General features: G+C 51.7%; 19 protein-coding genes and 1 pseudogene. 19 read left to right on the top strand and 1 reads right to left on the bottom strand.

Annotation, left to right across the window (positions count from 1 at the left end; all coding sequences use genetic code 11):
* From HAP95_RS07325 to HAP95_RS17100, 6 genes and pseudogenes are all read left to right on the top strand, one after another.
* Positions 1–216, top strand: a pseudogene (locus tag HAP95_RS07325) (hypothetical protein); the annotation flags it as partial.
* A gap of 223 nt (positions 217–439) precedes the next feature.
* Positions 440–733, top strand: coding sequence for a hypothetical protein (locus HAP95_RS07320; protein WP_215883625.1), 294 nt, complete (start codon positions 440–442; stop codon positions 731–733).
* Between the two features lie 157 nt (positions 734–890).
* Positions 891–1517, top strand: coding sequence for a hypothetical protein (locus HAP95_RS07315; RefSeq protein ID WP_215883624.1), 627 nt, complete (start codon positions 891–893; stop codon positions 1515–1517).
* 70 nt (positions 1518–1587) lie between these two features.
* The gene (locus HAP95_RS07310) at positions 1588–3672 is read left to right on the top strand and encodes a YadA family autotransporter adhesin (protein WP_215883623.1); all 2085 of its coding nucleotides are present in this window, start codon (positions 1588–1590) and stop codon (positions 3670–3672) included.
* Positions 3673–3931: 259 nt separating this feature from the next.
* Positions 3932–4648, top strand: a complete 717-nt coding sequence (locus tag HAP95_RS07305; RefSeq protein WP_215883622.1) for a hypothetical protein — start codon at positions 3932–3934, stop codon at positions 4646–4648.
* 77 nt (positions 4649–4725) lie between these two features.
* Positions 4726–10770: a zincin-like metallopeptidase domain-containing protein gene (locus HAP95_RS17100; protein WP_226832636.1), complete on the top strand. Its 6045-nt coding sequence runs from the start codon at positions 4726–4728 to the stop codon at positions 10768–10770.
* Positions 10771–11634: 864 nt separating this feature from the next.
* Here the strand turns inward: HAP95_RS17100 and HAP95_RS07290 are convergent.
* A protein-coding gene (locus tag HAP95_RS07290) for an IS3 family transposase (RefSeq protein WP_215883621.1) occupies positions 11635–13181 on the bottom strand; the annotation gives its coding sequence in 2 pieces (ribosomal slippage) (positions 11635–12719 and positions 12719–13181; 1548 coding nt in all).
* Positions 13182–13568: 387 nt separating this feature from the next.
* Between HAP95_RS07290 and HAP95_RS07285 the strand changes: the two genes are divergently transcribed.
* From HAP95_RS07285 to trbB, 13 genes are all read left to right on the top strand, one after another.
* Positions 13569–14678, top strand: coding sequence for a hypothetical protein (locus tag HAP95_RS07285; RefSeq protein WP_215883620.1), 1110 nt, complete (start codon positions 13569–13571; stop codon positions 14676–14678).
* A complete protein-coding gene (locus HAP95_RS07280) occupies positions 14675–14971 on the top strand; it encodes a hypothetical protein (protein ID WP_215883619.1) in 297 nt (98 codons plus the stop codon). Before HAP95_RS07285 ends, HAP95_RS07280 begins: the two co-directional genes overlap by 4 nt.
* 11 nt (positions 14972–14982) lie before the next feature.
* Positions 14983–15252 carry a hypothetical protein gene (locus tag HAP95_RS07275; protein WP_215883618.1) on the top strand — a complete coding sequence of 90 codons (270 nt, stop codon included), beginning with the start codon at positions 14983–14985 and terminating at the stop codon, positions 15250–15252.
* A 9-nt stretch (positions 15253–15261) separates the two neighbouring features.
* Positions 15262–15624 carry a hypothetical protein gene (locus HAP95_RS07270; protein WP_024893818.1) on the top strand — a complete coding sequence of 121 codons (363 nt, stop codon included), beginning with the start codon at positions 15262–15264 and terminating at the stop codon, positions 15622–15624.
* Positions 15624–18653: an LPD7 domain-containing protein gene (locus HAP95_RS07265; protein WP_215883617.1), complete on the top strand. Its 3030-nt coding sequence runs from the start codon at positions 15624–15626 to the stop codon at positions 18651–18653. Before HAP95_RS07270 ends, HAP95_RS07265 begins: the two co-directional genes overlap by 1 nt.
* 162 nt (positions 18654–18815) lie before the next feature.
* Positions 18816–19739 (top strand): hypothetical protein, encoded by a 924-nt coding sequence (locus tag HAP95_RS07260; protein ID WP_215883616.1) that lies wholly within the window; start codon positions 18816–18818, stop codon positions 19737–19739.
* Positions 19736–21295, top strand: a complete 1560-nt coding sequence (locus HAP95_RS07255; protein WP_368356564.1) for a DUF3363 domain-containing protein — start codon at positions 19736–19738, stop codon at positions 21293–21295. The genes HAP95_RS07260 and HAP95_RS07255 overlap by 4 nt, the downstream gene beginning before the upstream one ends.
* Positions 21285–21620 (top strand): hypothetical protein, encoded by a 336-nt coding sequence (locus tag HAP95_RS07250; RefSeq protein ID WP_215883615.1) that lies wholly within the window; start codon positions 21285–21287, stop codon positions 21618–21620. Before HAP95_RS07255 ends, HAP95_RS07250 begins: the two co-directional genes overlap by 11 nt.
* Positions 21586–22266, top strand: coding sequence for an EAL domain-containing protein (locus HAP95_RS07245; protein WP_215883614.1), 681 nt, complete (start codon positions 21586–21588; stop codon positions 22264–22266). The genes HAP95_RS07250 and HAP95_RS07245 overlap by 35 nt, the downstream gene beginning before the upstream one ends.
* A complete protein-coding gene (locus HAP95_RS07240) occupies positions 22259–24109 on the top strand; it encodes a hypothetical protein (protein ID WP_215883613.1) in 1851 nt (616 codons plus the stop codon). The genes HAP95_RS07245 and HAP95_RS07240 overlap by 8 nt, the downstream gene beginning before the upstream one ends.
* Positions 24110–24130: 21 nt before the next feature.
* A complete protein-coding gene (locus tag HAP95_RS07235) occupies positions 24131–24376 on the top strand; it encodes a hypothetical protein (RefSeq protein WP_215883612.1) in 246 nt (81 codons plus the stop codon).
* Positions 24376–24840: a hypothetical protein gene (locus tag HAP95_RS07230; RefSeq protein WP_024893826.1), complete on the top strand. Its 465-nt coding sequence runs from the start codon at positions 24376–24378 to the stop codon at positions 24838–24840. Before HAP95_RS07235 ends, HAP95_RS07230 begins: the two co-directional genes overlap by 1 nt.
* Positions 24833–25789, top strand: a complete 957-nt coding sequence (gene trbB, locus HAP95_RS07225) for a P-type conjugative transfer ATPase TrbB (protein WP_215883611.1) — start codon at positions 24833–24835, stop codon at positions 25787–25789. The genes HAP95_RS07230 and trbB overlap by 8 nt, the downstream gene beginning before the upstream one ends.
* Position 25790: the final 1 nt, after the last annotated feature.

The following is a 25790-nucleotide window of genomic DNA, read 5'->3' as shown; positions in this document are numbered from 1 at the left end:
AACCGCCTGCAACTGATCGGCGGGAAACATGAAGATGCCGATAGCCCTGCCTCTCCCGAGTCTGATGCTGGGGTTAGCGGTGGCGGTGGAACCGATCCAGCCCCTGCCCCAACCCAGACAGATTTTGATGATGACATAGCCTTCATCGTGAATGGAGAGGCTTGTTTTAATAGTAATCCTACCCATTCCCCACTACTGAAACGAGTTCGTTTTTAGCCTTGTTCCCCGGCATTGCCCGGGGGCTCCCTATATCAAGGCTGAGAAAGCAGAAAACGTAAGCACATAAAACCGCTGTAAACCCATTTACAATCAATGCAATAAGAAACATTAGATCTACAAAAACCTATAGAAAAGTGAACGCAAGATAAAGGGGTTGTGCTGCTACTGATTGCGTCGTAGTATACTATTTACTCATATTTCAACATAAGGAATGCAAACAATGCGTTACTCTAAAATCGCTGCACGTCTTGGCCTTGCAATGCTGTTGGCAACAGGGCTGGCTGCCTGTTCGCATGAATACAATGGCCCATATCCCGGGCATTCAGTGGCTTGGTACACCAAACACCATTGGAAGGCGCAAAAACAAATGCATTGGTGTTCAAAAATTGATCGCGAAGGGAATCGTTCCATTCCCCAGCCTACTTGTAAGAATGCAAATACTGGTTTCTCTGCTGCTATGAAAAAAGAGCTTTCAGGAAAACACAATCCGACATCTGCAGCCAGCCTGCTTTAACACCAAACCACCCTCCCCTCTCGGCGCCTGACGGTGCCTTTTTTTGCGTCGATAGCTCATGTTGCTGTTTTCAGAAAACACTACAAGTCGCCATCATCAAACCCCCATCTCTCTTGTGCTATACCAAAGCGATATTTTTATCACGAGGGGATTATCCATGTTACGCAAAATCAGTATTGCAGCCATTGCTGTAGCCGTTTCCGGTTTTTCCATGACCGCCTGTGCCACGACCATAGGCATCGGCTTTACCAATATCGGCATCCATGCCGGGGATGGACTGAACATGAGCCTGCCAGGTGGCAGTCTGACGGCCAAACAGTCTTTGGGTAGCGACTATCAGGTGAATGGTCATTTCCTGGGCGCTGGCGGTGAAAATCAGGCCGATTTTTTCTTAGGCAACGTCGGTGTCGGCAAGGTGATTCCTCTGGGCGAAGGCTTGGGTACGGTCACCCCTTCCCTGAATATGGGTTTCCAGTCCCTTAACGTCCAGGGCGGCAACTTGTCGGCAGCAACCGCCTTTGCGCGGGTCAAGTATGACTATGCCATCAACCACAACGTCAAGCTGTATGCCCAGGGTGGCTTTGGCCGCGACTTTGCGACCAGTGTGACCAATCTCTCCACCATCGGCGGCCTGATGTATAACGCCGGAGCCGGTGCGAACTTCAGGGTCGGCCCCGGCATGTTCAACGTCGGTTATGAATACAGCCACTTGCCTCTGTCCGGTGCGGCGGGTCTGCATCTTTCGACAGACCAATATCAGATTGGTTATTCCATGATGTTCTGACGTTTTTTTGTAATCTGCAGGCCGGATTTTCGGGTCCGGCTTTTTGTACTTTACATTCAAAGAAGGCGTTATGAAAAAACGATTTTTGTTAGTCGCCATTTTGGCCGCGCTTTTTGTTTCCCAGGAAGCGTTTGCAGCTATTGCTGTATCCCCACCCAATACATCTGTAGCCATTGGTAACGATTCCAGCGCCATCGGTACAGGTGACATCGCCATTGGCGGAGAGACTAATTCATCTGGCGATGGAAACATCAATATTGGTGGATACATTGCAGAAAACGGCAACACCAGTACACTCACCGAAAACAGTACGGTCGCCCAAAGTGCGGCCAATGTTGGCGGGTCCGGCAGCACATCCGGTACTGGCGGCACATCTTCTACTGCCATCAACAATAGCGATAATGCAACGGCTTATGGCTCCGGGGCGACGGTTTACAGCACTGGAGAACGCACTTTTCCGCCAGAAACCGGTACGGCCATTGGCGACGATGCGCAAACCAATAGTGACGTGGCAATTGGGACCGAAGCACAATCGGGTAGAGGTACCCAAAGCAGCGAAGCGCCGTTAGATAATACAGTCATCAACGGGTCTGTAAATGACGAAAATCTGCCTTTAGACAGATTTGGCGTCAACGATGAAACCGACGGCGAAACAGGCGAAGTCCCTGCACCACAAGATAACACCTCTATCGGCGGCGGTACGACGTATGGTAATGACAATGTTGCAGAGGGAAGTGGCGCAGACGCTACCGGAGATGGCAGCATAGCCATTGGCGGCGATGCTACCGCAGGCAAAACTGATTCCATCTCACTAGTGGACCCTTCTACCGCCGTAGGTAAAGACGCTACGGCGACCGGAACAGACTCAGAAGCCTATGGTTATGGATCCTCAGCAACCGGCAATGATTCAGAAGCTCTGGGTACAGACAGTGCCGTACAGGATAGCAATTCCGTAGCCTTGGGGGCACACAGCACCGCCAATACCGCGCCAACCGGTACATCGAGCGTCACTATTCGCGGTCAAAGCTATTCGGTTGCCGGGTCCAGCTCGGTCGGAACCGTAAGTGTGGGTTCCTCCGGCAATGATCGGCTGATTACGCATGTGGCGGCAGGCCAGATCAGCGCAACCAGTACCAATGCCGTGAACGGATCAGAACTCTATGCCACAAATCAGGCATTGAACAATCTGCAAGCGACCGCCAGCAGTACCGGTGTTTTGCATTACACAACATCCAGCGGCAGTACCAGCACTACGCCGACCGCTACGGCCAGCGCCGGAAACGCTACAACGGGTCCGGTCACGATCTCGAATGTCGGAAATGGAACCATTGCCGAGGGCAATACCACGGCGGCCAACGGTAACGATGTCTGGGAATCCGAACAGGCGGCACAGGGGTATGCGAACCAGGCCCAGCAACAGGCCGATCTACATAGCAACGATTTGTTTAATCTGACCTGTCATCAAACCGACAATGGAACCGGCGATATTATATGTGGCCGGGGATCATCGGTGCAGGGCCAGGGAGCCATCGCGCAAGGCGACAACGCCGAAGCATCCGGTAATGGCGCAACGGCCTATGGTGCGGGTAGCCGGGCAGAAGGCAATGCTGCAGTTGCCGTAGGACCAGATGCTAGGGCTTACGGGTATTCTACAACGGCCATGGGAGATCATGCGCAAGCCCTGGCTCCGAACAGCACGGCAGTCGGCCAGGATTCGGAAGCCCTGGGTAGCGGGTCCGTCGCTTTGGGTTATGGCTCCATAGCGCGTCGGCCCAATTCTGTTTCGGTCGGTAACGCAGCGTCCGGTCTGGATCGTCAAGTAACCAACGTGGCCTCAGGCACAGAACCGCATGACGCAGTGAATTTGCAGCAGTTTGAGGATGGACTGAAAGGTATAAAGGGCGATGCTCAGGCCATTGCCGATAAAGTAGGATCTGTCGATGCGTCCATGGCCGGCGCAGCCGCCGAAGCTGCAGCCGGTCAACATCGCAACACCATTGCCGGCAGCACGGCAGAGTATAACGGCCAGTCCAGTTTTGCTTTTGCCTATCAACATCGTTGGGGCAGCCATTGGGCGGCCATGCTCAGTGTCGGCAGCAACGGACAGCCCAAGAATACGGCGGTCGATGCCGCAGGCAGTTATAGTTGGAAATAACACTATCTCACTTTGCCGCGCCGACCTGGGTATGGGCTGGTCGCGCTGGTAGTTTCCTCACGATTGCGGCAGCGCTTGTACTGGCCGTAGACCACGCGCCACCTATGCGCTGGTTGTTTATTGTCTGGACAATCTCTAATGCGCTCTGGTTTTGGTATGGCTGGAAAATAGGCTCCGGTTCTCTGGTTTCAGCGCAAATAGTTTTTTTGATCATTGATGTAGTGGGTATAACGCATTATTGGATATTAGGAAATATCATATGGCTGAATTTGTTCGGATAACACACAAAGAAACGTTGCTCAGACTTTTCCAGGCGCTGGACCAGCGCATTAAAAATCGGGAAGGACAATCCACTGTTAAAGGATTCTGGCAATCTGGCAGCATGAATAGTCTTTTTTTGCCAGATACATCACCGGAGGCGATGTCTGTACGGTATATGGGTTTTTGGAAAGCTACGGCGTCCATGGCGCAGGGAAAAGTTGAGATACTGTCTGCGGTACTTGGGGGTAATGTTCGGATTGGTATTTTGTTACCGATTTTGTTTATCGAAAAGCACAGTGGAATACGTGAAGCTGTGTCTTGCCTTTATGACGGGAAACCTGCAGATATTGAAAGAGCCATCGGCGGAGCGATGCTTTTTGATTGGGTTTTTACAGATGCGCCATTTTCTGCGGAATGGATGTTGCGATGCACTCATGAAGATGCCGCTTATGACATTCTCGAAAATCATTTTTTATGGCTGGTCGTCCATCTTTTAGAGGGGCTAACACGGGCTTTGTCATCCTGCTTGGGTAATGCCATTCCATTTTTTGGTGAGAAATTCATTTCGGCAGATGTCGCCGAGTCTTTGGGGCTAACGGTTATTGACTGCTTTGAGATGCAAACAGAAAGTGGCGTGCAATGTGTCACTCTGGTAAAGGCTGAAAATGGGGAACTATCTGAAGCCACGCTAAATAAACTTCTGGCTGGCGAATGATACCGTTGCGGCGAGCGGCTATACCATAACCCCCCGGGCTATACCTGATCATTCAGACATTGGATCAGGAGATTGTCATGGCAGGGGAAGAGAAAACACACGGCGGAAAAGATAAGCAGAAGAAGGATCTACGGGCGGAACTCGCTGAAAGCTTACTGACTTCTATTGAGAAAAACGACGCCTGGTGGCAAAAGCCCTGGGACGCCGGTGAGATGGAAATGCCTTTCAATGCGATCACGGGTAAACCTTATCGTGGAGTCAATGCAGAAAATCTCATGATGTTTTCGCCAGACCCCGGAGACAATCGCTGGATGACTTACAAGCAAGCCGCAGATGCTGGTTGGCAGGTACGCAAAGGCGAACATGGTACGACCATTGAAAAATGGTCAGATTACAAGCACAAGCGTACCGAAGAAGAGATCCAGAGGCTGCGAGACGCTGGAGCAGAGGATATCACTCCGGAAGAAAGACGTAAGGGTGTGAGATATTACAAGGTTTTTCACGCTTCACAAATTGACGGTATTCCTCCAAAAGATCGGGAGCAAGAATTACCCGGTCGAAACAATGCTGTAGATGAACGCATCCCCAAATTAGCGGAAAACATGGGTGTAGGTGTGCAGCATTCTGGTTCGCGGGCATTTTATCGTCCTGTGGAGGACCGAGTGAATATGCCGCCCATCGAAACATTTCAGACTGGTCGCGACCACGACACGATTTTCCTACATGAACTCTCCCATTCTACCGGCCACCAAAATCGTTTGAATCGGGATTTGTCTGGCCGCTTTGGGTCTCAAAAATACGCGAAAGAAGAACTACGGGCGGAATTATCTGCTGCCATGACGGCTTTAAGCTTAGGTATCGGTTTCTCGCCAGACGCACAAAAGCAGGAAGAAGGCCGCGAAGTGATTGCTGGGGTTGATAATACGGCAGCTTATTTGACCAGTTGGCTGAGAGCTCTACCAGAAAAGGATCGACAAAAAGAGATCATGAATGCCATTAGCGATGCGCAAAAAATCAGTGATTACCTGATCGAACGGACGCCGGAATTATCGGTGGAACAACAACAGGAAATGCCAGGTGTTTCTCGTGGCGATTATTTGCGGTTCAGAAATGAAGTTGGACAGGAGGTGGAAGGTATCGTACTGGACAATGCCCAGCCCGGCGAAGCCACACGATTGCGGTCCATTGATCGATTCCCGAGCGGCGCTCCCATCCTGGGCGGGGGGGATAACCTCGTGCCCATGGTACTGCCGGATAACATGGTAGAGCACATCCCGGGTGCCGTCACTCCCGGACCTGACCTGGACGCCATTGATCCCATCACGGAGGCTTATAAACAGACCATGGGTATGGATGATTCTCGCAATCAGGCCGATCAAGCGGTACTCGCTGAGGTGGAAAAGGCGCGTGAAAATCCAGAGAGAAATCCGAGGATGGCGAACATTCAAAATCTGCAGGTAGGCGATTTGATTCGCACCCGCGAAAAGAGCCTGAATGAACAGGGAGTGTTTGCAGATCGTGAACGACTGGGCATTGTTACCCACCTGCGAACCAACGATGACGGCAAACTGTCGGCAGTTGCATCCCGATGGATTTACCCTTACCAGGAAGGGGAAGTCCCATCACAGGACTTTCGGGGATTTGTCATGTCTGCGGGCAAAGATGACGTACACCAACTGGCCGATCTTAAAGAACAGTTGCTCGAAGTCCGCAAGGGCGTTGTCTCTCCGGATCTAGCCTCTGACAATCTGCAAAATCGGGAGATTCGTGAGCAGTTTGAAAATGCGGTCAATGCCTATGAACGAAAAATTGTTCTTGAGGGGGGTGAGCCACTGATCAGTCAGGACAATAGCGTGAAATCAATCCCTGCAGACAACGACAAATATTTTGTCTATGAAGAACACACACTGGGCTTTATACGCCAGGATGAAGCGCCTGATTTTTTCACGCCATTGGCCGGCGAACGCGACTGGAGAAATGGAGGATTCCATTTGCTGGACAGCGAAAAGGCCAACTTGCGCCCTGCCACGGAAGCGGATTTTGAAAAATATCGGGTGGTTCCGCCCCCGGATTTCCGGAAGACGCTTACCCTTGATCAGTTGCGCCTGGATATTCAGGAACACCAGGATTCGTCAGAAAATCTATCGAAATATCTAGCGTATGCTGTGGAAAACGGTTATCTATTCTCTGCCCCAATGAAGACCGACAATCAGGTTACCGTGAAGTTTCCGCATGATGTATCTGAGGATGGTGGATACCAACTGGCTTCTTTCAAAGGAGAATCTGTAAGAACAACTTCTTTCCATACACTGGAAGGAGCCGCTGCAAGCTTCGCTGGAATAGCGGATTTGAATGATTTGAAGATTGATCGGGCGCCTGAACAGGCGTCAACGCTGAAGAAGACGCTCACTATGGATGCGCAGACTTTAACAAAATCATGGCTGGATACCCGCTTTGGAACAGATAAAGCAATGGGCGTAATTTATGATGAAACGGCCCATGAAGGTGAAGGCGGCAGCATTTTTAAGGATGGAACAGATGCCATTGCTTGCACGAATTACGCACTGCAGGTGCAGCAGGCTTTGACGGGTCATTCTGTTCGCGTAGTCGGATTTAATGTGGCCGATAACCCAGATTGTGCAGTATCCAAGGAAGGGTGGCATGAGGGGCACGACTTCGCGCTGATCAATAACGAATGGCTTATTGATCCATGGGCGAAGCTGGTAGAAGGTGTGCGAGAACAGATTGTTTACGATTTGAAAGATCCCGAAGATTTGCGCTTGGCACAAGAAACATATGGCAACCCCAAAAATTGGGTAGAAGTCTATGGACCGGATGGTAGCCTTTCGAGGTTCAATCCTGATTGGGACCGTTCTGGATTGGAAAAAATGGTGGAAATCCAACTCGACACCGATCTGGTGGCTTTCCTGCAAGAACGCCACAGCATTCGGCAAGGTGAACATCCTGATTATGCCGGTTTTAGTGACCCTGTTGCCAATGCGGAATCCTTCGTAACCCGTCAGGGGCGTACCGACCCACAACAGGCTACACAATGGGCCAAAGCCATCCAGGATAATCCTGTAGAGTATGGTGAGGCGGGTGGCTTCTCCCCTGACACCGCGAAACTGGTTGCTTCCCAGCTTAATGAAGGCGCGCAGCGCATGGATCGCCCCCAGGTGGGTGATTTGGTTCGCTTTGAACCGCACGAACAGAACAATGCCAAGTCAATGCCCTTCTCTGGTCGTGTCGTCGATGCTCTGGATACCAACACCAGTGATGTCCGTTATCACCTGCGGGCGGAGACGGGGCCAGATCAGGGTATGGAGGCGCGGATCTATGGGCGGGACGGACAGTTTCGCGAGATCGCTATGGAGCAGGCGGTAGGGTTTGACCGTGCTTTGGCTCCGGAACCTGAGAAAACCCAAGGATTCCATGTGGGGGATTTCGTGACTACGCACGAAAACCATTTTGGTGCCGACTGGAACACTAATTCGATTCTGGTGGGCCTGGATGACCAACAGGTTAAATTACAGAACCTGTATCGGTCCGGTCAGGAGTGGAAGGTTTATCCCGGCATACAGACCATGCCGCCTGAGAAATTCAAGCAGACCGTCCGGCATCAGGTCAGTGGTGTGGTGCCTCCGGAAATAGCCTCTGCCGAAAAGGGCGGCCATTCCGCAGCCCGAAGAGACCGCATTGAAAAAGCCGTCAATGCCTTTCACGCGGAAAACAACCTGCATTATGGAAAAACCTCGCCGACACCCGAAAGAGTGCCGGAAAAGGTCCGCTATTTCCTGGGCGACAGACAGGCTCTGGCGACCGATCAATTGCTTCGTGATAAAGAAGGAAAAGCTTTTTACGGAGACAAAATGCAGGAACTGAACAATATCATCATGGACATGCCGCAGACCTATGAAACGGACGGCAGATCCGATGCGGAAAAGGTGGCGGCCTTGCGTTACTTTGGCCCCGGCAATGCGCAGTTTTTCATTATTGAGAAGGACCGTGGTGACCCTGAAAATGAAGGATCTGGCTTCCCGCGTCAAAAGCAGGCTTTTGGCCTGGCGGATTTGGGGGAAGGGGCGCCTGAAATGGGGTACATCAACATTGAGGAAATCACCCGGGCAGGTGCTGAACTGGATTACCATTTTACGCCGCAAAACTTGCTGGAAATCAAACAGGAAAAATATCCTGAATTGATGTCACTCAAAGATCGCGCAGAGATCTCCCCTGCGTTTGTTGCGAAGCATCTACCACCTCCGCACGAAAGCTTGTCCGTCTTCGCCTCTGCAAGTGGTCAGGATCTTCTGGGGCGGGTCGTACTTTCTGATTATGGCCCAGATGCAAAAGGCAACATGGGTATACAATCCGATACGACCTATGTCCGTTTTTCTCCCGAAATCAACGAGAAAGGGGAATCGGTTTTTGTGGCGCGTGACAGGGCCAACCCTGCAGGGAAAGCCCATTATTTTGAAGCCGTGCTACGCAATGTTGAAAAAGATGATGGCACGCATTTTCTCAGCTTGATTTACTTTGAGAAGCGTAATAGTGAAGAAAGTATGCGGCTGCTAACCGCCTTGAGCCTCAAACCAAATGAGGCCATGAAAGAAATGGGTTTTGATGATCCGGCGGCCAAGATGGTCAAGAACTATCTGGGACTGGATATGAGCGCAGAAGCCAACAAGGACATAGCCCTGGATACGGGATTTAAAAACGAAAAGGAAGCTGCACTGGAAAGCGTCCGTGATTTTTACGAATACTTGCCCGACTCTGTGCATGATTTGATGGACACCATCAAAGATCGCCATGAGGAGCTTGCTCCCGTGGATTTTGAGGGACACCGGAAAGTCCGTGCGGATTTTCCGGCGGGCGTAGATGACGTGCTGGGCATCATTCGTGAAGGGCCGGACAGAGGGGCCAATAAAAACTGGCTAACGTTGGAAAAGGCGGGTTTTACGCCGGATGAAATCAGCAAAATGCCACTGATGGATGACGTACAAAATGCTACTCGTCGGCATGGTCAGAATCTCTCTGCTTTTTCCAAGGAACTTGACAACCAATTCACCGAAAACCTGAAAGCGCATGGCAAGGAACTCCTGAAAAATCCCGAGAACCTGAGCAAATCGGAGATGGGCCAGGCGGTTTTCTGGAAGCATGGTATTCAGGTGGAAAGTACGGATAACCCGATGCTGACCCGGTTCATCGACGCGGTGGACAACAAAGATTTGCCCAAACTGTTGTCCACCATTGGACACAACAGCCAAAACCCTGCCAGCCAGGAAATCTTTGAGCGACTGACCGGAGAAACCTTGGGCAAGACCCAAAAGGCCAGGGTGGAAACGCTGGAAAAATGGGCGGGTTCAGAAGTCGTGCAGGCCATGAAATCAGAACAAGCTGAAAAAGCGGCTGCACGGGCTATCGAGAAGCCCTTAAAGAATCTGCAAAACCGCTATGACGACCTGAAAAGCCTGCACATTCGGACGCGGAATGGGCAGGGTCAGGAAGTGGTGCTGAATGGACATGAATATCTGTCCAGCAGTGCTGAAATGGGTTTCACGGATACCTTTTCCAGGAAAAAGGGGGCGGTCCTTGAGTACGGTTTACTGAATAAGGAAGAAAACATTTACCGCACGGTGAAAGACACACGGCTTACGCAGTTTATCAAAGCCGCGCGGGACGTGGACTCCGAGGGCCAATGGCTTCCCGCACTGGAAAAGGCAGGCATTGTTCTGCCTTCCGAAAAGGCAGGCATTGTTTTGCTTTCCGAAGTGGGGATAAACAAAGGCAAGGAACCGGAACAGAAAGCCACATCTCCAGATCCCGAGACCATCAAGCAACCCGAGCCGAACCCTCTTCCACAAGAGGACAAGGACCCGCCCAAGATTAGTCGCTACACGGGCATACTGAAGTCCTATAATGCGGATAAAGGCACGTTGGTCCTGCAGCAGGGGAATTATAGTTATCCCTATGATGCGGCAACCAGGCTGGACGTAAAACCCGGCCAGCGGGTGCAAATCGATGTATTGAAAGACGGCGAAAACCCTCAGGTTATCGGTGCGCGTGTCAGGGCACCGGAACAGCAGCGCGAACCGGAGCGAAAGAAAGCGGGTTTGGAAATCTGATGTCTCATGCGTGAAATGCAGCCCGGACTTTGTTCGGGCTTTGGAGGTGGGTTTGCAAAGCTTGAATCGCAGTCTGTGCAGTGTGAAGATATACCACGAATCATACAGTAAGGAATGATCGATGCTGATGCGACAGGATGCTAAGAGCCTTGATTTGGGGCGTGCAATTTATCATAAGCTGCACGCATCGGCGAATTCTCATGATCCTCTAAAAGAAGCCCGTGATTGGGCTGTGCAATGAACGAACCACGGTTTTATTGGCCTTTGAAGCCCAATGGCGAAAAGGGATCGGGCATGACGGAAGAGCAGCTTGAACATTTAATTCGCGCATCAGGGGCCATACTTGAGTACGAGTTGAGCAAGTTGCTGGAGCGGAGAACTATAGCGAATGGCGTCGAGGCATAACAATTCGGTCAACACGTTGCCCATTGAATAATGACAATTCAACTCACTCTGTCTATCGTGGCCATCGTGCTATCAGTATGCAGCTTCGCCCTATCAGCATATGTGGCATTCCGTGATCGTTCTCGACTTAAAACGGAATCCCACGCATACCTGCATGAGCAAACTGGCGAGTACTACAGTTTTTATTTCAAGGCCATAAATGCAGGAAGAAGGCCACTTGTTCTCACCCTTATCGAGGGGAGCTATGAGAACAATCACAAGTGCGGCATTTTGATTAACTATGAAAACAAAGGCATCAGGCTTGCAGAAGGTGAGTTCTATGAGCATCAGTTCGAAATACATGACGGAATAATGGTCTGCGATCCTCAACGCTATGGCAAGTTTTTCAACCTCGTTGATTTGTCAGTAGTGGACTCTGCGAGCGGCGTCTGTCAAGGTAGTTGTCGCGTCACCCATTTTTTAAGTAACCTTTTTATCCTGCCGCTGCGGGTTCAGATCTACCGCACCGACGGGTGTCCAATTGCGTGTGTGGCCTGACCAGCGCGCTGGGTTTCTCGCCTTGGCCGCCTCATAGAGGTCATGGCGCCTCGTCAGCAGTGCATGATCCTCGCCCCGATGGCGCTGGGCGGGGGTGACGAAGCGAATGCGGCTGTGACGATGCTCATGGTTGTACCAGGCGATGAAGTCACGCACCCAGATCCGGGCAGCTTCAAGGCTTGCAAAGCCGCTTTCCGGCCACTGTGGGCAGTATTTCAGCGTCCGGAACAGCGACTCTGAATACGGGTTGTCATTGCTGACCCGTGGTCGGCCACGGGATGGCGTGATCCCCAGATCATAAAGCTTGGCCAGCAGGGTGGATGATTTCATCGGGGCACCATTGTCGGAGTGCAAGACCAATGGCTGCCGCCAGCATTGCTCCACCGTAAAGCCCCTTTGGATGAGCGCAGCGGCATACTCGCCACTCTCCTCCGTATGGACCTCCCAGGCCACCGCCTTGCGGCTGTATAGGTCCTCAAAGAGGTAGAGGTAGTAGTATTGCCCACGCACCGGCGACGGCAAGTACGTGATATCCCAAGACCAGACGGTGTTGGCTGCGGTGGCCGTATGGGTGGTGGGTAACTTCTCCTTGCGGGGCAGGTGCGCCCGACCCCGTCGTGCCCCCATGCCCTCGGCCTTGAGGATCCGGTAGAAGGTGGACTCCGATGCCAGATAAACCCCCTCATCCGCCAGCCGTGGCACAATCTGGGTCGGTGGCAGGTGTGCGGTATCCGGACGATGACAGGCGTCCAGCACCTCCTGCACCTCGGCTTCACTCAGCTTGTTGCTGGGTGCCGGTCGTTCGACCGTCGTGCGGGCATCCGCCTTCACCATTCCCTGCTCCTCTGTCCATCGCTGGACGGTACGTAATGATAAGCCCACTTCTGCGCAGGCCCGCGACCGGCGGGCGCCGCCGTCAGCAGCTTCCTGTATCCATGCGACCAATTGTTGCCGCTCCGGGACCGGGGTTAATCTTCCCCGGCGTCGTCCCCCCAGAGGGCGTTCAATTTTTTTCGCAAGATCAACAGCGCAGCCGCTTCGGCTAAGGCCTTGTCTTTGCGACGCAGTTCCCGCTCCAACTCGCGAATCCGTTTCTGGTCTACACGGCCTTGCGCACCCGCTGTCTGTTTCTGTTGGGTGGCGGTCTGCTGCCCAACAAGGCAGGCCTGCTTCCAAGCCTTTACCTGCTCGGGATACAGTCCCTTCTCCCGGCAATACTGGCTCAACTCCACCTCGGACAGCAGGGCCGTTTCCACCACCGCTGCCAACTTGGACTCGGCAGACCAGCCCTCTGCTGTCTTCTTGGTCACTGCACTCATCGCCCCACTCGCTATGGCCTGCTTACGCCAATGGTACAGCGTAACATCAGAAATCCCTTCCTGTTTGGCCAGTTCCGCCACGGACAAACTGGTGGGCGGCAACATCTTCTGCAATACAGCGGCCTTACGTTCTGCTGAATAACCCTTCATCTCGATAATCCACTTTCCGCCCCCACCCTACACCTGACTCCATTTCAGAGAGGCGACAACTACCCTGACACCGGGGGCGAGCAGAAAATACCGAATCAAGGATGCTAAAGAAAATATCCAACTACTTTGGGCAAGCAAGCACCATCTTATTAACCAGAGAAAGTCCAGGTAAAAGTTTTACAAATTTATCTTCCAACTCTTGGCGCAGAAAGTATCTCCAGTATTTGGGTCACTGAGGACATAGGTTCCCAACTAGATTTTGCACATAGCTATTTATTTCTCAGCATTCCCAGTGATTGGATGTATTCACGCTATACCATAAACGTCGGTGCTATACCCATGCGTACCCGGGAAGTTTACGGGGTTATTTAGCATGAGGAACGTACCATGGCACAGCATAATCGATTGATGGAATTCAACACGCTGGCGGATGCCTTTCTGCCCGTGAAAGACGAAGCAACAGATAAGGCGATTGGTGAAGCGAAAAAAGCCATCGGCGATGCCGAATGGAAGAAGGGCTTCACCAAAGAAAAACGCGATCAGGTTCGGTCCATCCTCAAAGAAAATGGCGCACGTTACGAAACCAATTTGAGCGGCAAATTGATGGGCGTGGAACATGCTGAAACTCAGGGCGGCGGACTGACTTTCAACAAATTGCGCGTAGTCCTGGAATCTGATCAGGGCAAAACAACGTTGTCTGCTGACATGAAGTCAGAATTTGCGCAACGCCTGATTGCCAAACTGGATACGGCCATCAAGGAACATGCTGGTACGGATGTCACTGTGGGTGGTTTCGCCAGCGAAAAAGAAAAGGATGGCCGCACTTTTGTGGACCATGTGGCTACTCTGAAAGATCCTGATGGACAGGAAATCAAGGCGGCTGAAGGTCACTTTGAAAAAGCCCGCGATTTGGCGGCAGCGGCTCAGGAGCCTTTGAAGGCGCAGGGGATGGACAAGGATGTGCTGAACAAGGTCGCCGCATCTGCCCGCGAAAAGTATTTCACAGAAGTCACCGAAGGACTCCACAACCGGATGGTGGAACAAGGAATCGCTCCCACTCAGGTCGAAAACAAAGGCCCACTCCCAGGACATGAAGCAAATCTGCTATCAGCAGAACAAGGAGCAAACGGTGAGGAAAAATGGTACTCGTTGAGAGTATATCCAGACAAGGAAGGCAATCTACTGGCGACCTTAACAGCACAAGAAGACAAAAATCTGATTTCCAGGCAATCTAAGCTGGAAGTCAAAGATGGGAAAGATGGTGGATTGGTAATACGCGGTGATGGTTTTGGTGCCAAGATAGGTGAAGACCGCCAGGTGCAGTTCTTTGAAAGCAAGAGCAAGACGCCGATACAAGGAAAAAGCAAAAACACCGCACTTTTGCACCCAGCTAAAGGCACGGACATTACCAGCCCCGGCATGAAGAACCTTCAAAAAATCCTGGATACCCGCCTGGGCCAGGGCAAGGACCGCAACGTCGGCAAGGAAGTTGCGTGATCACAAGGAACCGGGAACAGGCGCGTAAGATACGCCTGAGCCCGGAACTTCTGGGTCGAAATGGTCGTGTTGTGGACCCGCACGACCATCATTACCTGTCCTATATCGAGCGCTTTAACCGTGCGCTGGATCGTCGGGATTCCAAATTCCTGGAAAAAGTATTGGCCGACCCTACCCATGAAACGGAACGGCATATTGTTGCTGCCGTATTGGGTCTGAAAATCGATCCGGATCAACCGATAGAACCCGAATACTTGCATAAGTGGGCACGGGAAAACACCTTGTCATTGTAAGGAGGAAAACCATGAGTATGGCAACGGATCTTACCATATGGGCGGAAAGTGCCCTGCAAACCGACAAAAAGCATCAACGGGAGTTGACACGGATTCTGCAGCAAATCCATGCGTTTCCAGATCCATCGGGTCTCCCGGTAGGAACGACGCAACGCCTGTTGGCGGAAAAAAGAATTCAGCGTCTTGCGGCAAAAGCGGAGTCCCTGGGTTTTGAAACGACAGGGAAAGCTATCCGTAAGGAGTTAGGCAAAGAACTGGCATTACATAGTCTGGGTCTGTGAGGGGGATTTATGTTGGGATGGCTTAAACGGGATCGACAGAACAGTGGGCAAGACAATGCATTATTGTGGATTTCTACCAATGAAAAGGATTGGCAGAAGGTAGACGATAGCCTGGGTGCAGGAGAATACAAGAACGCCATTGATCGGCTTTTACGCGAAAGCGATACCGATGTTGTGCATTTGTTTTCTTCCTATCCGGACAACTTGGAATCTGTAAAAGCGGCACTGGACTATATCGGGCATATCTGCGGGGTTCTTGTGGTCGCGAAGCAGTTACCGGAATCACTGGTCGCCGAAAAAATGGGTGTAGACGTGGAATTCTACCGGGAATGCCTACAGGACCCTGATGGTCCCGTATGGGAAGTGGGATAATGTTCGTTCGCTCTCCGGATGGCGGGTATGACTTTGGATATTTACCGAAGGGCGCCGCAAAAATCATCAGTCGTCAGGCGGGGCCTATTCGACTAAGAGAGAGCGATCTACAGCATATTGAACAACGGCATGGAGATCAGATCCGCCAAGGCGGGTTTGAATCCGTAGAGGCATTTGTTGCCTCAGTAATCCAGAAATACAACAAAATCTATCAGGCGGGTTCAGGTGCTTTGACCCTACGTGTGCACGGGATGGATCAAGACAGATTTGCCATGATCCGCCTGGAACCAGGTATTCCGGACATAGAAAACGCTGAAGACTACTATGCGGTGAAAACGGCTTCATTGTGCAGAAAAGAATACCTGCAGGAGAAGAAACCACTCTTGGAGCAGGACGGGCCCATCCAGTCTTCTTTTGAGAACCCCTTCAACCCAGGGACAAAAGTGGTTACTTCTCCTTCGGAGAATCAGCTTCACAGTAAAGACACCGTTCATGCTAGTTCAGAAGCGACGAGGGAAACTGTGAACGATAAAACCCCTCTTGTCAACAAACATATAGCACAGAATATCAAACCTCAGAGATATCCCTGGGGAGATTTTCCAGATGTGCTGCGCAATGGAGATCTGGGTACGTTAAAACGTGAACCAGAGTATTTGGCTGCAAAAGCGGGTGATGATGAAGCTGCTTTTGATCTGGCGAAGCGGCTGATTCGGCCAGAATTTGTGGACGCCATCCGCAAAATGGGCTCACAGCATGCACATCCGGTTTTGTTGCCTGTCCTGGCCGAAGAGTCCGTTGGAAATAATAGAATTCCTCTTGCATTTGCTAAAAACTTGGTGCACCAACTTGATTGGGAGACAGAAACGAATGTCCTTCAGGTCACCCGTTCGTATCGAACAGGATCTGGTGCAGATCATCGCCTGGTTATTCACTCGGAATTTGACGGTGCGATAAACCGCAACGCGGGATACATCCTGCTGGACGACACCTTGACCATGGGCGGTACTTTGGCATCCTTGCGAGGCTATATTCAGTCACACGAGGGGACAGTTCTGGGTGCCGCAGTCGGCGTCGCCCACGAAGGCGCATTACACTTGCCCATTCGGGGGTCCATGCTACAATCCATATTCACAAAACATGGACAGCAAGCAACGCAAGCCTTTGCAAAGGAGCAATGGGGTTATGGCATCGAATGTCTCACACAAGCCGAAGCCGGACACATCCGCAAAGCCGTATCGCTTGACGCCCTCCGAGATCGATTCGCTCAGGCGAGAAATGAAGGCATCCAGCGCGTGGATGGAACAAGAATTGAATCGACTCTATCCGAATCGGATCAGAACACACAAAGACTGACCACACCTGATCGTCCTACCCAGTATCACCACCCTCCTCCTCTGCCTGAAACCGCAATGAAAGACAATCGGTTTATGGGCTTTGTGAAAAGATATGGAGATAGCGTGATGGAAACTTACAAATCCAGAAAATATCAGGTGGAAGACCTGGGTGATGAGGGGCTGAAGGTACGGGTTTTAATGCCAAATGTGGAACCCGAGCAATTGCCAACTACGGATATACCGCAAGGTGAGCGGGCGGAAACCATTCGCCAGGAAATTGCCGGGACCAACATGAAGGACCCCATGCATAAATCGGCCATGGACAAGATGTTGGGTAACGCCCTGGAGCAGCAGGAAAAGCTCAACGATATGGCTGCCAATCTGAAATCACCGGTATTTGAACCGCGTGATGTAGAAAGAACGAATGTCGGGAATGACATGACACCTGAACCGCACTGGCTGGACAAGGAAGTCGAAGCACAGCAGCAGGTGTGGGCGGGGCGGGGCATGAGTTCAGACAAAGCTGCGGAATTGCAGGAAATGGCGGATCGTGAAGGGCTGGAATTTGCAGACGTGAAAAAGACCGCCCCTGAACAGGGGAAAGAGCAAGGTCTGGATACCGTTGAACGTCCGAACTATCGGCCTTTTGCTGCGCATGGCGCGGACAAGCTACCAGAAGGTTTTAGCTCTGAGGTGCGCGTTGCAGCACTGGTTGTGCGCGAGGGAGCTCGTATGACACCGGAAATGCCCATGGAGGGCGATGATTTCAAAGGTTGGCAGGTCAATCGCATATTCAAACAGGATCACGCCTTGTTCAGGGATGGCGGCAATCGAGTGATGGTTGAAACTTTGAACTTTGCTACGCAGGAAGAAGCCATAGCTGCCGCAAAAAAGATGGAGAAAGAACCGGCGGATCTGAAAACGTTGTATGAAGCCAGAGCACGTTCAGGAGCAATTGAGCCGGACCGATTCGATTTCATGACAGGCGTGATTGCTGAGAAACAGCAGGAACAAGAGCAGCCTGCCAGGACCCTGCAGTCTGACAAGCCGTTAAAGCCTGAACCACAGGAAGTCGCCGCAAAACCTTCGGTCGAGAAGGCTGAAGAACCCGATAAATCCAAGGAACCTGAAAAAACCCAACAAGTAGAATCTGCAGGGGATATCGCAGAAGACATGAAGAAGATGGCCGACCGTCCCATTCAGGCCGAACCACTTTTTCCTCAGCCAGAAGCGTCACCCAGCCCTGAAACGTCGCGGGAACAGACCCCCTCACCGGAGACCCGTCCCCCGTTTGCCCGCAAGCAGCGGCCCGAAGTGCTGATGGCCGATCAACGTGGTAAACCATTGATCTATGATCATGGGGACAAAATCACCGTAACCCGAAGAGCAATAATCGGCCTGGGTTCTGCCGCCCGTGAGCGTCGCGAAGCGGTGACGGAAAAATCCCTGTTGGAAGCGCGTGCTCGGTTTGGCGAGCCGGTACGCTTTGAAGGCTCCCCGGCTTTCCAGATGCAGACCATTGCGATGGCTGTGAAACACGGCATTGAACTAGAGCCTGCTACCCCCTTGGGTAAAAAACTCTATGAAAAGGCACTGGAAGTGGATCAATCCAAAAATCGTTTGGGACCGTCGGAAAAAACCATGAACCGTCCACGGGAACGAGCGAAATCCCCTTCCAAGGGGATGGAACTTTAATCATGGTGTTTTCCGAAAACATCAGCGCGTCCTGCAAGGCATGCTGCCAGCAGGACTTACAGCCTGTTGTAAGGCATGCCGCCTGCAAGGCTTACACCCCGTAAGGCATGTTCATTCTTCTCGTGCTATACCAAATAGATTTTTCTTTTGCTGAGGTGGTAAATGCCCGAATCGTCCGATCAGAGTACAGATACTGTCCTGCCGGACGATTCCACCATGGAACTGGATGATCTGGAAAAAATGGTTGAGCAGGAGCTCCAAAATCCTGTTCCGATACCGGTGGCACCAAGGGCACCGAGGCCGCGTGCAGAATCCCCCCGAAAAAAAGCACCCAAACCAACAGTAAGTGATACGGCACCTTCCGAATCGGAACCAGGCGATGAATCTGCAGTTTCAAAGGACCCCATTGCACCCTTCCCTTCTGAATGGCTTGCCCCTGTATTGGATAAAATCACAGATCTCTCTGATCAGATGGATGCGTTGCGCGAAGATGTAAATATTTTGATTGATAACAGTCTTGCAGACGGCGGACCTGCAGGCAGCAATCCATTAAACGATGTTGTAGAGGATGAATTATCAAGGGTAGAGGACCGGACAGAGAAAAGTGATGGCCCAGTCAGAATTGCTCTGGAAGGGACAGCAAGCCAGTCTACTTCTGCACCCGGACATAACCCGTCCCCCGCTCCGCCCGTGGTGGTACTTCCGCCCATCGATGCGGATGAACTGATGAATGCCGTGACCGAAAAACTGTTTGCCACGGTGAAGGATGAAATAGCGTCCCGTAGCCAGGACCACACGCCCCATTTGTGGGCCTTTTTGGCGGGCATAATCCCATTGGTATTGGGTATGGCGCTGGGTGCCATTATTTCCACGGGCAGGTTCCCCGCATGGGATCCCAATGGGGGGCTGGCTTCTGCATTCTTGAATGCACCCGTCGGTATTTTGCTTTTTCCAGTGGCTGGTATTGGCGTTTTACTTTATGCCCGGGAGGTCAAGAAAGAAAAGCCACGGAAGGCGCTCAACCTGTTGGCGGGGATACTGATTGTGGGTGGATTATTGCTGCCATTGATAGGTGATTTCCTGTGAAGCCGCTTTCTTCTGTTGAGACGATGGAAGATCGCATTGAAGCGATCAAGCGAATCAGTCCCGGGAAAGCGCCGAGTGGCCGGAATCGGGCTTCAGCAGCCGTGGTCCATAACCGGGTACAGCGTGCCCGTCACCCGGGTGGGTTCAAGGCACCAAAATTACGTTCCCTGTTACCCCGCTTTGGCGTAACCATGCCGCATCGTCCCGCGACCAGAGGCCCTGCATTGCGAGCGGCAGCACGTCGCTGCACGGTCAAGGTGAATTACACCAAGAATCGCAAACCAGACCAATGGGAAGCGCACGGTCGATACCTGGAACGGGAAGAAGTTCAGCAAACTGCCAATGGTGAGAAAGTACAAGCCCACGGGTTTGATGCCACATCGGATCAGGTGTCGATGCCCGCTACACTGAATCACTGGCAGATTGCGGATGATCCCCATCTGTTCAAAGTCATTCTGGCACCGGAAGATCCCATGGATGCGGCGTCATTAAGGTCATATACCCGCGATTTTATGCGGCGGATGAGCAGTGAGATGGGCAAGGATCTGGAATGGGCCGCGATTGATCACCACAATACCAGTCACCCCCATGTGCATTTATTGATTCGCGGGAAAAATAATCTGCAAATCGAACCAGATATGATTCGTCGTGGAATGCGGGCGATATCGTCCGACATCCTGACGGAGAAAATGGGATACCGCACAGAAATGGATGTGCTGCGGGCGAGAGAACTGGAAATCACGGCGAGACGGTTCACGCAACTGGATCGGGATATTCAGTCTCGTGCAAAAAGAGATGCTGACACGGGTTATGTGTCTGTACAAGAACCCATGGTAGCCGAAGGAACTCCCAAGGAAATGATGGAGAGACGCCTTCGACAATGCCGATTGGAAGCGCTGACGCAGATCGGCGTTGCCGACAAGGTGGCTCCTGTTGTCTGGCGCCTGGAACCCGGATGGGACAAAGCGTTAAAAGAGCTCCAAATCCTGCAAACGCGCTCGAAGATGCTCTCTGAAGCTCGGGCGCTGATGACAGAACCCCGTTGCGTGCCTCAGGTCACGAAACTGCATGCCGGAGAACGCCTGGTGGGCCGGATTCTCGGGACGGGGCTGGATGAGCAGAATGAACGAAGTTACCTGTTGATTGAGGGCACGGACAACCGTGCGCATATCGTTTATCAGACCGCCAGTATGCAGCGTGCGCGTAGCGAACAGAAACTGGGATTACGGCACCTGGTGGCGTTGACGGGACTGGATAGAGGCGTTGGCGTAGAAGACTATGGAACCATCATTCCGGACAGTCGTTGGCACAGTACGCCCATCCCTGAAAAAGCGCTTGATGATGAACTGGATTACCAGAAGAAGATGAAAGTGGAAGACTCCCAGGCGCCGACGACAGGCTTTGCGGCTTATTGGCACAGAAAACTGCTGGAACGTAAAAAGGTCAGAGAGCAGGAACGCGGCAGGGCTGAAAACCAAAAAACCATTCCGGATAACGCAAAGCGTCGTTCACCTGCTCGCACTAAAAACAAAAGTCGGGGAGGCATTGACGAATGAGAACATCGCAAAAGCCTTTGTTTATCCTGCTGACGATACTGTTTGTCGTCATGATTTTATTTTTGATGGTGGTGGCCCTGCTTTACGGAATTTTCACACTTATTTTCTGGATATTCCATTTTTCGATCCCATCTGGACAAACCTTTTTTTATTGCATGGTTACCCCACTATCTTTGTTTTTTGGGTGGCACATATCGGATTGGGTGAAATCTCTTTATCGGGAAATAGAGATGATGCAGGATGGCCGAAAGTATTGGTGAATAGTTTTTTGATTAAATTGAGGAAAAAACATGTCGCAAACAGACCCTATAATTTCACAGACTAACTTTCATGTGAATGCCTTTCATTACCGACTCGAACCACTGGTTTCTTTGCTGGATGCTTCTGTCATGGGATATGAACTGCTGGCCGGGAAACAGTTTTGTCCGGCTTTTGACCTGCGTGGATGGCGATTCTTTTATGCGTATTTAATCACGGAAGTGCCGAGGTTATTAAAGAATATGGAAGGCTTGTTATTCATCAACCTGGATGGCGAACATCTGCTGGATGTAGACATCATGGATCTTGTTGGTCATTTACCGAAAGGGCAAATTGTTCTTGAATGGACAGAGCATTCTTTCCATGATGGGCTATTGCCGGATATTCTGGCATCCATAGCACGACTCAAGAAAAGTGGCTTCATGATTGCTGTGGACGATATCGGAAGCGGTGTTGATGGAATGGGCAGAGCGATCTCCTGCAAACCCCATTTTGCGAAAATTGATGGCGCCCTGCTCCATCATGCGCGAAAGAGCGATCCGAAAACTGGTCATCTCTACATCAAAGGGATGGTCGAGTCTTTGCAGTCATCCGGTTGCAAAGTGCTTTTGGAGATGATTGAAACACATGACGATATGAAAATAGCACTGGAAACAGGCGCAGATTTCGGGCAAGGTTACTTGTGGACAAAAGGGGGAGCAGCGCATGCGTAATTATTCTATGAAGAAGCGTTTGGCGACGGCGATTATTTTTGCCTTGTTGCCTGGTCCGGCTTTCGCCGGATCTTCTGATTACTCTTCGGAGGCTATGGCAAACGACACGGGGATTTCTCATTCAGTCATACAGGCTGCCACGGACTGGTTCAATGCGGATGCAAACAGCGACACCTATCAAAACAATGAGACCCTGAATACAGGCAATGCATTGGGTGGTCAGTCTCAAACGGCAAGCAACCTGGCGAACAACCAATACAATGCGGCTACAGATCCCTATTTCATGGGCATTGAAGGCAATTACAAAAACCGTTACGAAGGAGACTGGAGTAACTACCTATACAACGAAAATGCCTACAATAGCGCATCTTCTGCTTATAACACCTGTGTAGCAGACGGAAAATCTGATTGCATCAACAATAGCGGGCAATATGCAGATTCAGCCAGTTATTATTATGGCCGCTACCAGTATTACTATGGGCTCTGGAATGAGGATGTTCAACAGGCCCAAGCCATGGATCAGACGGCCAGTCAGCAATCCACTTTGGCGGGTTCTGCTGCACAGAATAGCAATGCGGATTATCAGGCTTATCAGGGCGCAGTGAATGCCATCGGTAGCCAGTCCAGTTCCATGAGCCAGAACACAGAGGCCGCGAATGCAGGAAACAACAGTGCATCACGTAGTGAAGGGGATGCGAGTGCATCCAGCCAGATTGCCTCGTTAGACGCTGCAGCCAACAAAAGTATATCCAGCATGGAGAGCACCACAGGCCAGAATTTTCAGTCTACGCCGACAAGCGGAACCAGCATATCCTCGACACCTGGCACGGTGGCAGACGCCCATAGCAACCAGAACTATCAAAGTGACGCCCAAGGAATGGCGAATGCCAATGGAGCCATCGCGGCGATCAACCAGAAGGAAGGTCAGCAACCTGCTGCATTGCCAACGACCCCTGCAGAAACCGGGCCGAGTGGAACGGGTTCCATAGAGGATACCCAGTTGCAGACCCAGGTGAATAATCTGTCCAATGCGGCTACACAAAACGCAGAAAATTCTCTGATCCAACAGAGCTATGCCAATAACCGCTCTGCGGATGCGGTCAGCGCCAATGAAATGGCTGCATCTGACAGTGCAGCAGCCTCTGTGGCCCCTACACCAGAAAGCGCTGCAATGTGGGGCGATGGTGCATCTGCGGATTCCGCCACCAGTATGCGGTACCAGCAGGATGCGAATGCCACTTCCAATACTGCTGATCAAGACCTGCAGACTTATCAGGCCGACCAATCCGAAGCGGATGCTGACGCCCTGCAATTGAACAACAACCTGGTTCAACAGGCTGATGCACAGGCCGAAGCGTCTTTGAAAGCCAACGGGATCATCCAATCAGGGCCGGCGATCAACAGTTCAGCCATGAACACGGCCCTGAACAACCAGGAAGCAGCGATGAGCGCCGCGCAAATAAAGGCCGAAGTAAATGCAGCGAAGGCTTTGAATTACGAGCAACAGTCTAAAAACGCTACTGCATTACAAGCGACAGCACAGCAATTGGATCAAGCCGATAACAGTAATGCGAGCAGTGCGCGAACCGGCGATCTGCGGGCAACATGGGGCTCTATGGCAAGCAGTTATCAGGAAAGCGCCACTGCGGATAAGTCCGTTTCCAGTAATGACAATGAAAAATCCAATGCCTACACCTCTGCAGCCAATGCAGATGAAAAACAAGCGGGAACCGCCGACGCGGGGTATGGCGTGAACAGTGACGCTGTTTCAGCGGGTAATGCAGCGGCCAGTGCGGAAATCGCCGCCATTAACGCAAAGCTTGAACCGAAAACAGCACAATAACCCAAGCAGGAGGATGTACCGATGTATGACCAAATGGAAGATAACCAGCGATTCATTGATGCGGCCAAGGGTCGCGGTGAGGATGTCTTGATGTATCTGCACCCAAAAACTGCAGAGACCATCCTGGTTTCTGGTAGCCCGCAAAGTGTTGCCATGCTGGGAAAGATGATTGATGACTATGAACTGGCTGTTCAGGTCGTGGATGAACTGGGTCAAGCCCTTTCAGAAACTTCAGCCAATGCCGAAATGGCAGAGGAGCGTGCCTGATGGCCCAGGCAGTCACCTCCACCATCAAGATCATGGGATCCTATGCGGACACCCTCCGCCTGGAAGCGGCCAGCAGACGCATGTCCTTGAATGCGCTGGCGACAGAATACGCATTGCGGGGCATGGATACGCTTTCGGAAAACGATAGCAGCAATCTCGCGACTTTCGAGCGGCGGATAGGGGCCACAATACTGGCGGCACGCTCTGATATCGAAGCACTGCAGGCAGAGGTGGATACGATCGCGGCCATGATGGACGCCTTTGTGAAGCTGATGCTGGTTCATCTCCCTGAGCCGGGAGGCGATGAACGCGAGGCAGTCACAGCTTCTGCGCTCAATCGTTATGAACGCTTTTTGAAGCAGGTTGCCGAAGCGGGATTTTCCGGAGACCGGCCCGTAGCGATCCAAAAAATTGCCGATTTACTGCAGCAACGGATTTCAGTGAAGGAGGTTGCTGATGAATGAGATAACCCTGCAGGATAAAGCGACCATAGAAGCGCATGATCGGAGAATAACGGCCATGCGCCGCATTCTGGGCGATGAAATCATCCATCTTTTTGAGGATAAAATGGTCGTGGAGATCATGGTCAATCCAGATGCTGAAGTGTTTGTGGAGCGATTGGGTTCTGGCATGGAGCGGCTGGGACGTATCAGTTCTTCGCGCATAGAGTCTTTTCTGGGGCTGATGGCGGATTATCTGGGTACCACAGTGAGCCGGGTTAAACCGGTTGTAGAAGGCGCCATGCCCATAGAATTCATGCGTAGTCGCTTTGCGGGTGCGATCCCTCCTTTGGTGGAGGGCGCATCGTTCAGCATCCGGTTGCCGGCGCGATCCGTTTTCACGCTCGACCAGTATATGGAAAATGGCATCATGCTTCCCGAACAGGGTGAACAAATCCTGAGCGCGGTCGAGAACCGCAAGAACATACTGGTCGCGGGCGGCACAGGATCCGGTAAAACCACGTTATCCAACGCCATCATTGACGTGATTTCAAAACAGTCAGGAATCGAGCAACGCATTGTCATCATTGAAGATACCCGTGAACTGCAGTGTACGGCACCGAATGTGGTGCAGTTCCTGACGGATGATGACGCTGGCATCGATATGACCCGACTGTTGAAGCTGACCTTACGTTATCGTCCTGATCGTATTTTGGTGGGTGAGGTCCGCGACAAGGCGGCTTTGGCTCTTCTGAAAGCCTGGAATACGGGACATCCCGGTGGCATTGCCACGCTGCATGCCAATAATCCGGAAGCGGCATTACTGCGACTGGATCAGCTTTGTCAGGAAGCAGGAGTGCCGCCACAAAAAGACCTGATCCATGAAGCGGTGGATCTGGTGCTGCAGATCACCCGGGACAAAACGCACCCAGAGGGCAGACGGATTTCGGCGATTTATGACGTGAAGAAGTAAA

Source organism: Acidithiobacillus sulfurivorans (assembly GCF_018853815.1).
In the GTDB taxonomy this organism is placed as follows: domain Bacteria; phylum Pseudomonadota; class Gammaproteobacteria; order Acidithiobacillales; family Acidithiobacillaceae; genus Acidithiobacillus; species Acidithiobacillus sulfurivorans.
Note: the sequence above shows the minus strand (reverse complement) of the source record. Positions and strands in the feature narration are given on the sequence as shown.

Coding starts and splice junctions, on each gene's coding strand:
- HAP95_RS07235 (WP_215883612.1), top strand. CDS start 24,131: ATGTATGACCAAATGGAAGATAACCAGCGATTCATTGATGCGGCCAAG.
- HAP95_RS07270 (WP_024893818.1), top strand. CDS start 15,262: ATGTTGGGATGGCTTAAACGGGATCGACAGAACAGTGGGCAAGACAAT.
- HAP95_RS07260 (WP_215883616.1), top strand. CDS start 18,816: ATGCCCGAATCGTCCGATCAGAGTACAGATACTGTCCTGCCGGACGAT.
- HAP95_RS17100 (WP_226832636.1), top strand. CDS start 4,726: ATGGCAGGGGAAGAGAAAACACACGGCGGAAAAGATAAGCAGAAGAAG.
- HAP95_RS07315 (WP_215883624.1), top strand. CDS start 891: ATGTTACGCAAAATCAGTATTGCAGCCATTGCTGTAGCCGTTTCCGGT.
- HAP95_RS07265 (WP_215883617.1), top strand. CDS start 15,624: ATGTTCGTTCGCTCTCCGGATGGCGGGTATGACTTTGGATATTTACCG.
- HAP95_RS07310 (WP_215883623.1), top strand. CDS start 1,588: ATGAAAAAACGATTTTTGTTAGTCGCCATTTTGGCCGCGCTTTTTGTT.
- trbB (WP_215883611.1), top strand. CDS start 24,833: ATGAATGAGATAACCCTGCAGGATAAAGCGACCATAGAAGCGCATGAT.
- HAP95_RS07305 (WP_215883622.1), top strand. CDS start 3,932: ATGGCTGAATTTGTTCGGATAACACACAAAGAAACGTTGCTCAGACTT.
- HAP95_RS07285 (WP_215883620.1), top strand. CDS start 13,569: ATGGCACAGCATAATCGATTGATGGAATTCAACACGCTGGCGGATGCC.
- HAP95_RS07275 (WP_215883618.1), top strand. CDS start 14,983: ATGAGTATGGCAACGGATCTTACCATATGGGCGGAAAGTGCCCTGCAA.
- HAP95_RS07230 (WP_024893826.1), top strand. CDS start 24,376: ATGGCCCAGGCAGTCACCTCCACCATCAAGATCATGGGATCCTATGCG.
- HAP95_RS07320 (WP_215883625.1), top strand. CDS start 440: ATGCGTTACTCTAAAATCGCTGCACGTCTTGGCCTTGCAATGCTGTTG.
- HAP95_RS07240 (WP_215883613.1), top strand. CDS start 22,259: ATGCGTAATTATTCTATGAAGAAGCGTTTGGCGACGGCGATTATTTTT.
- HAP95_RS07245 (WP_215883614.1), top strand. CDS start 21,586: ATGTCGCAAACAGACCCTATAATTTCACAGACTAACTTTCATGTGAAT.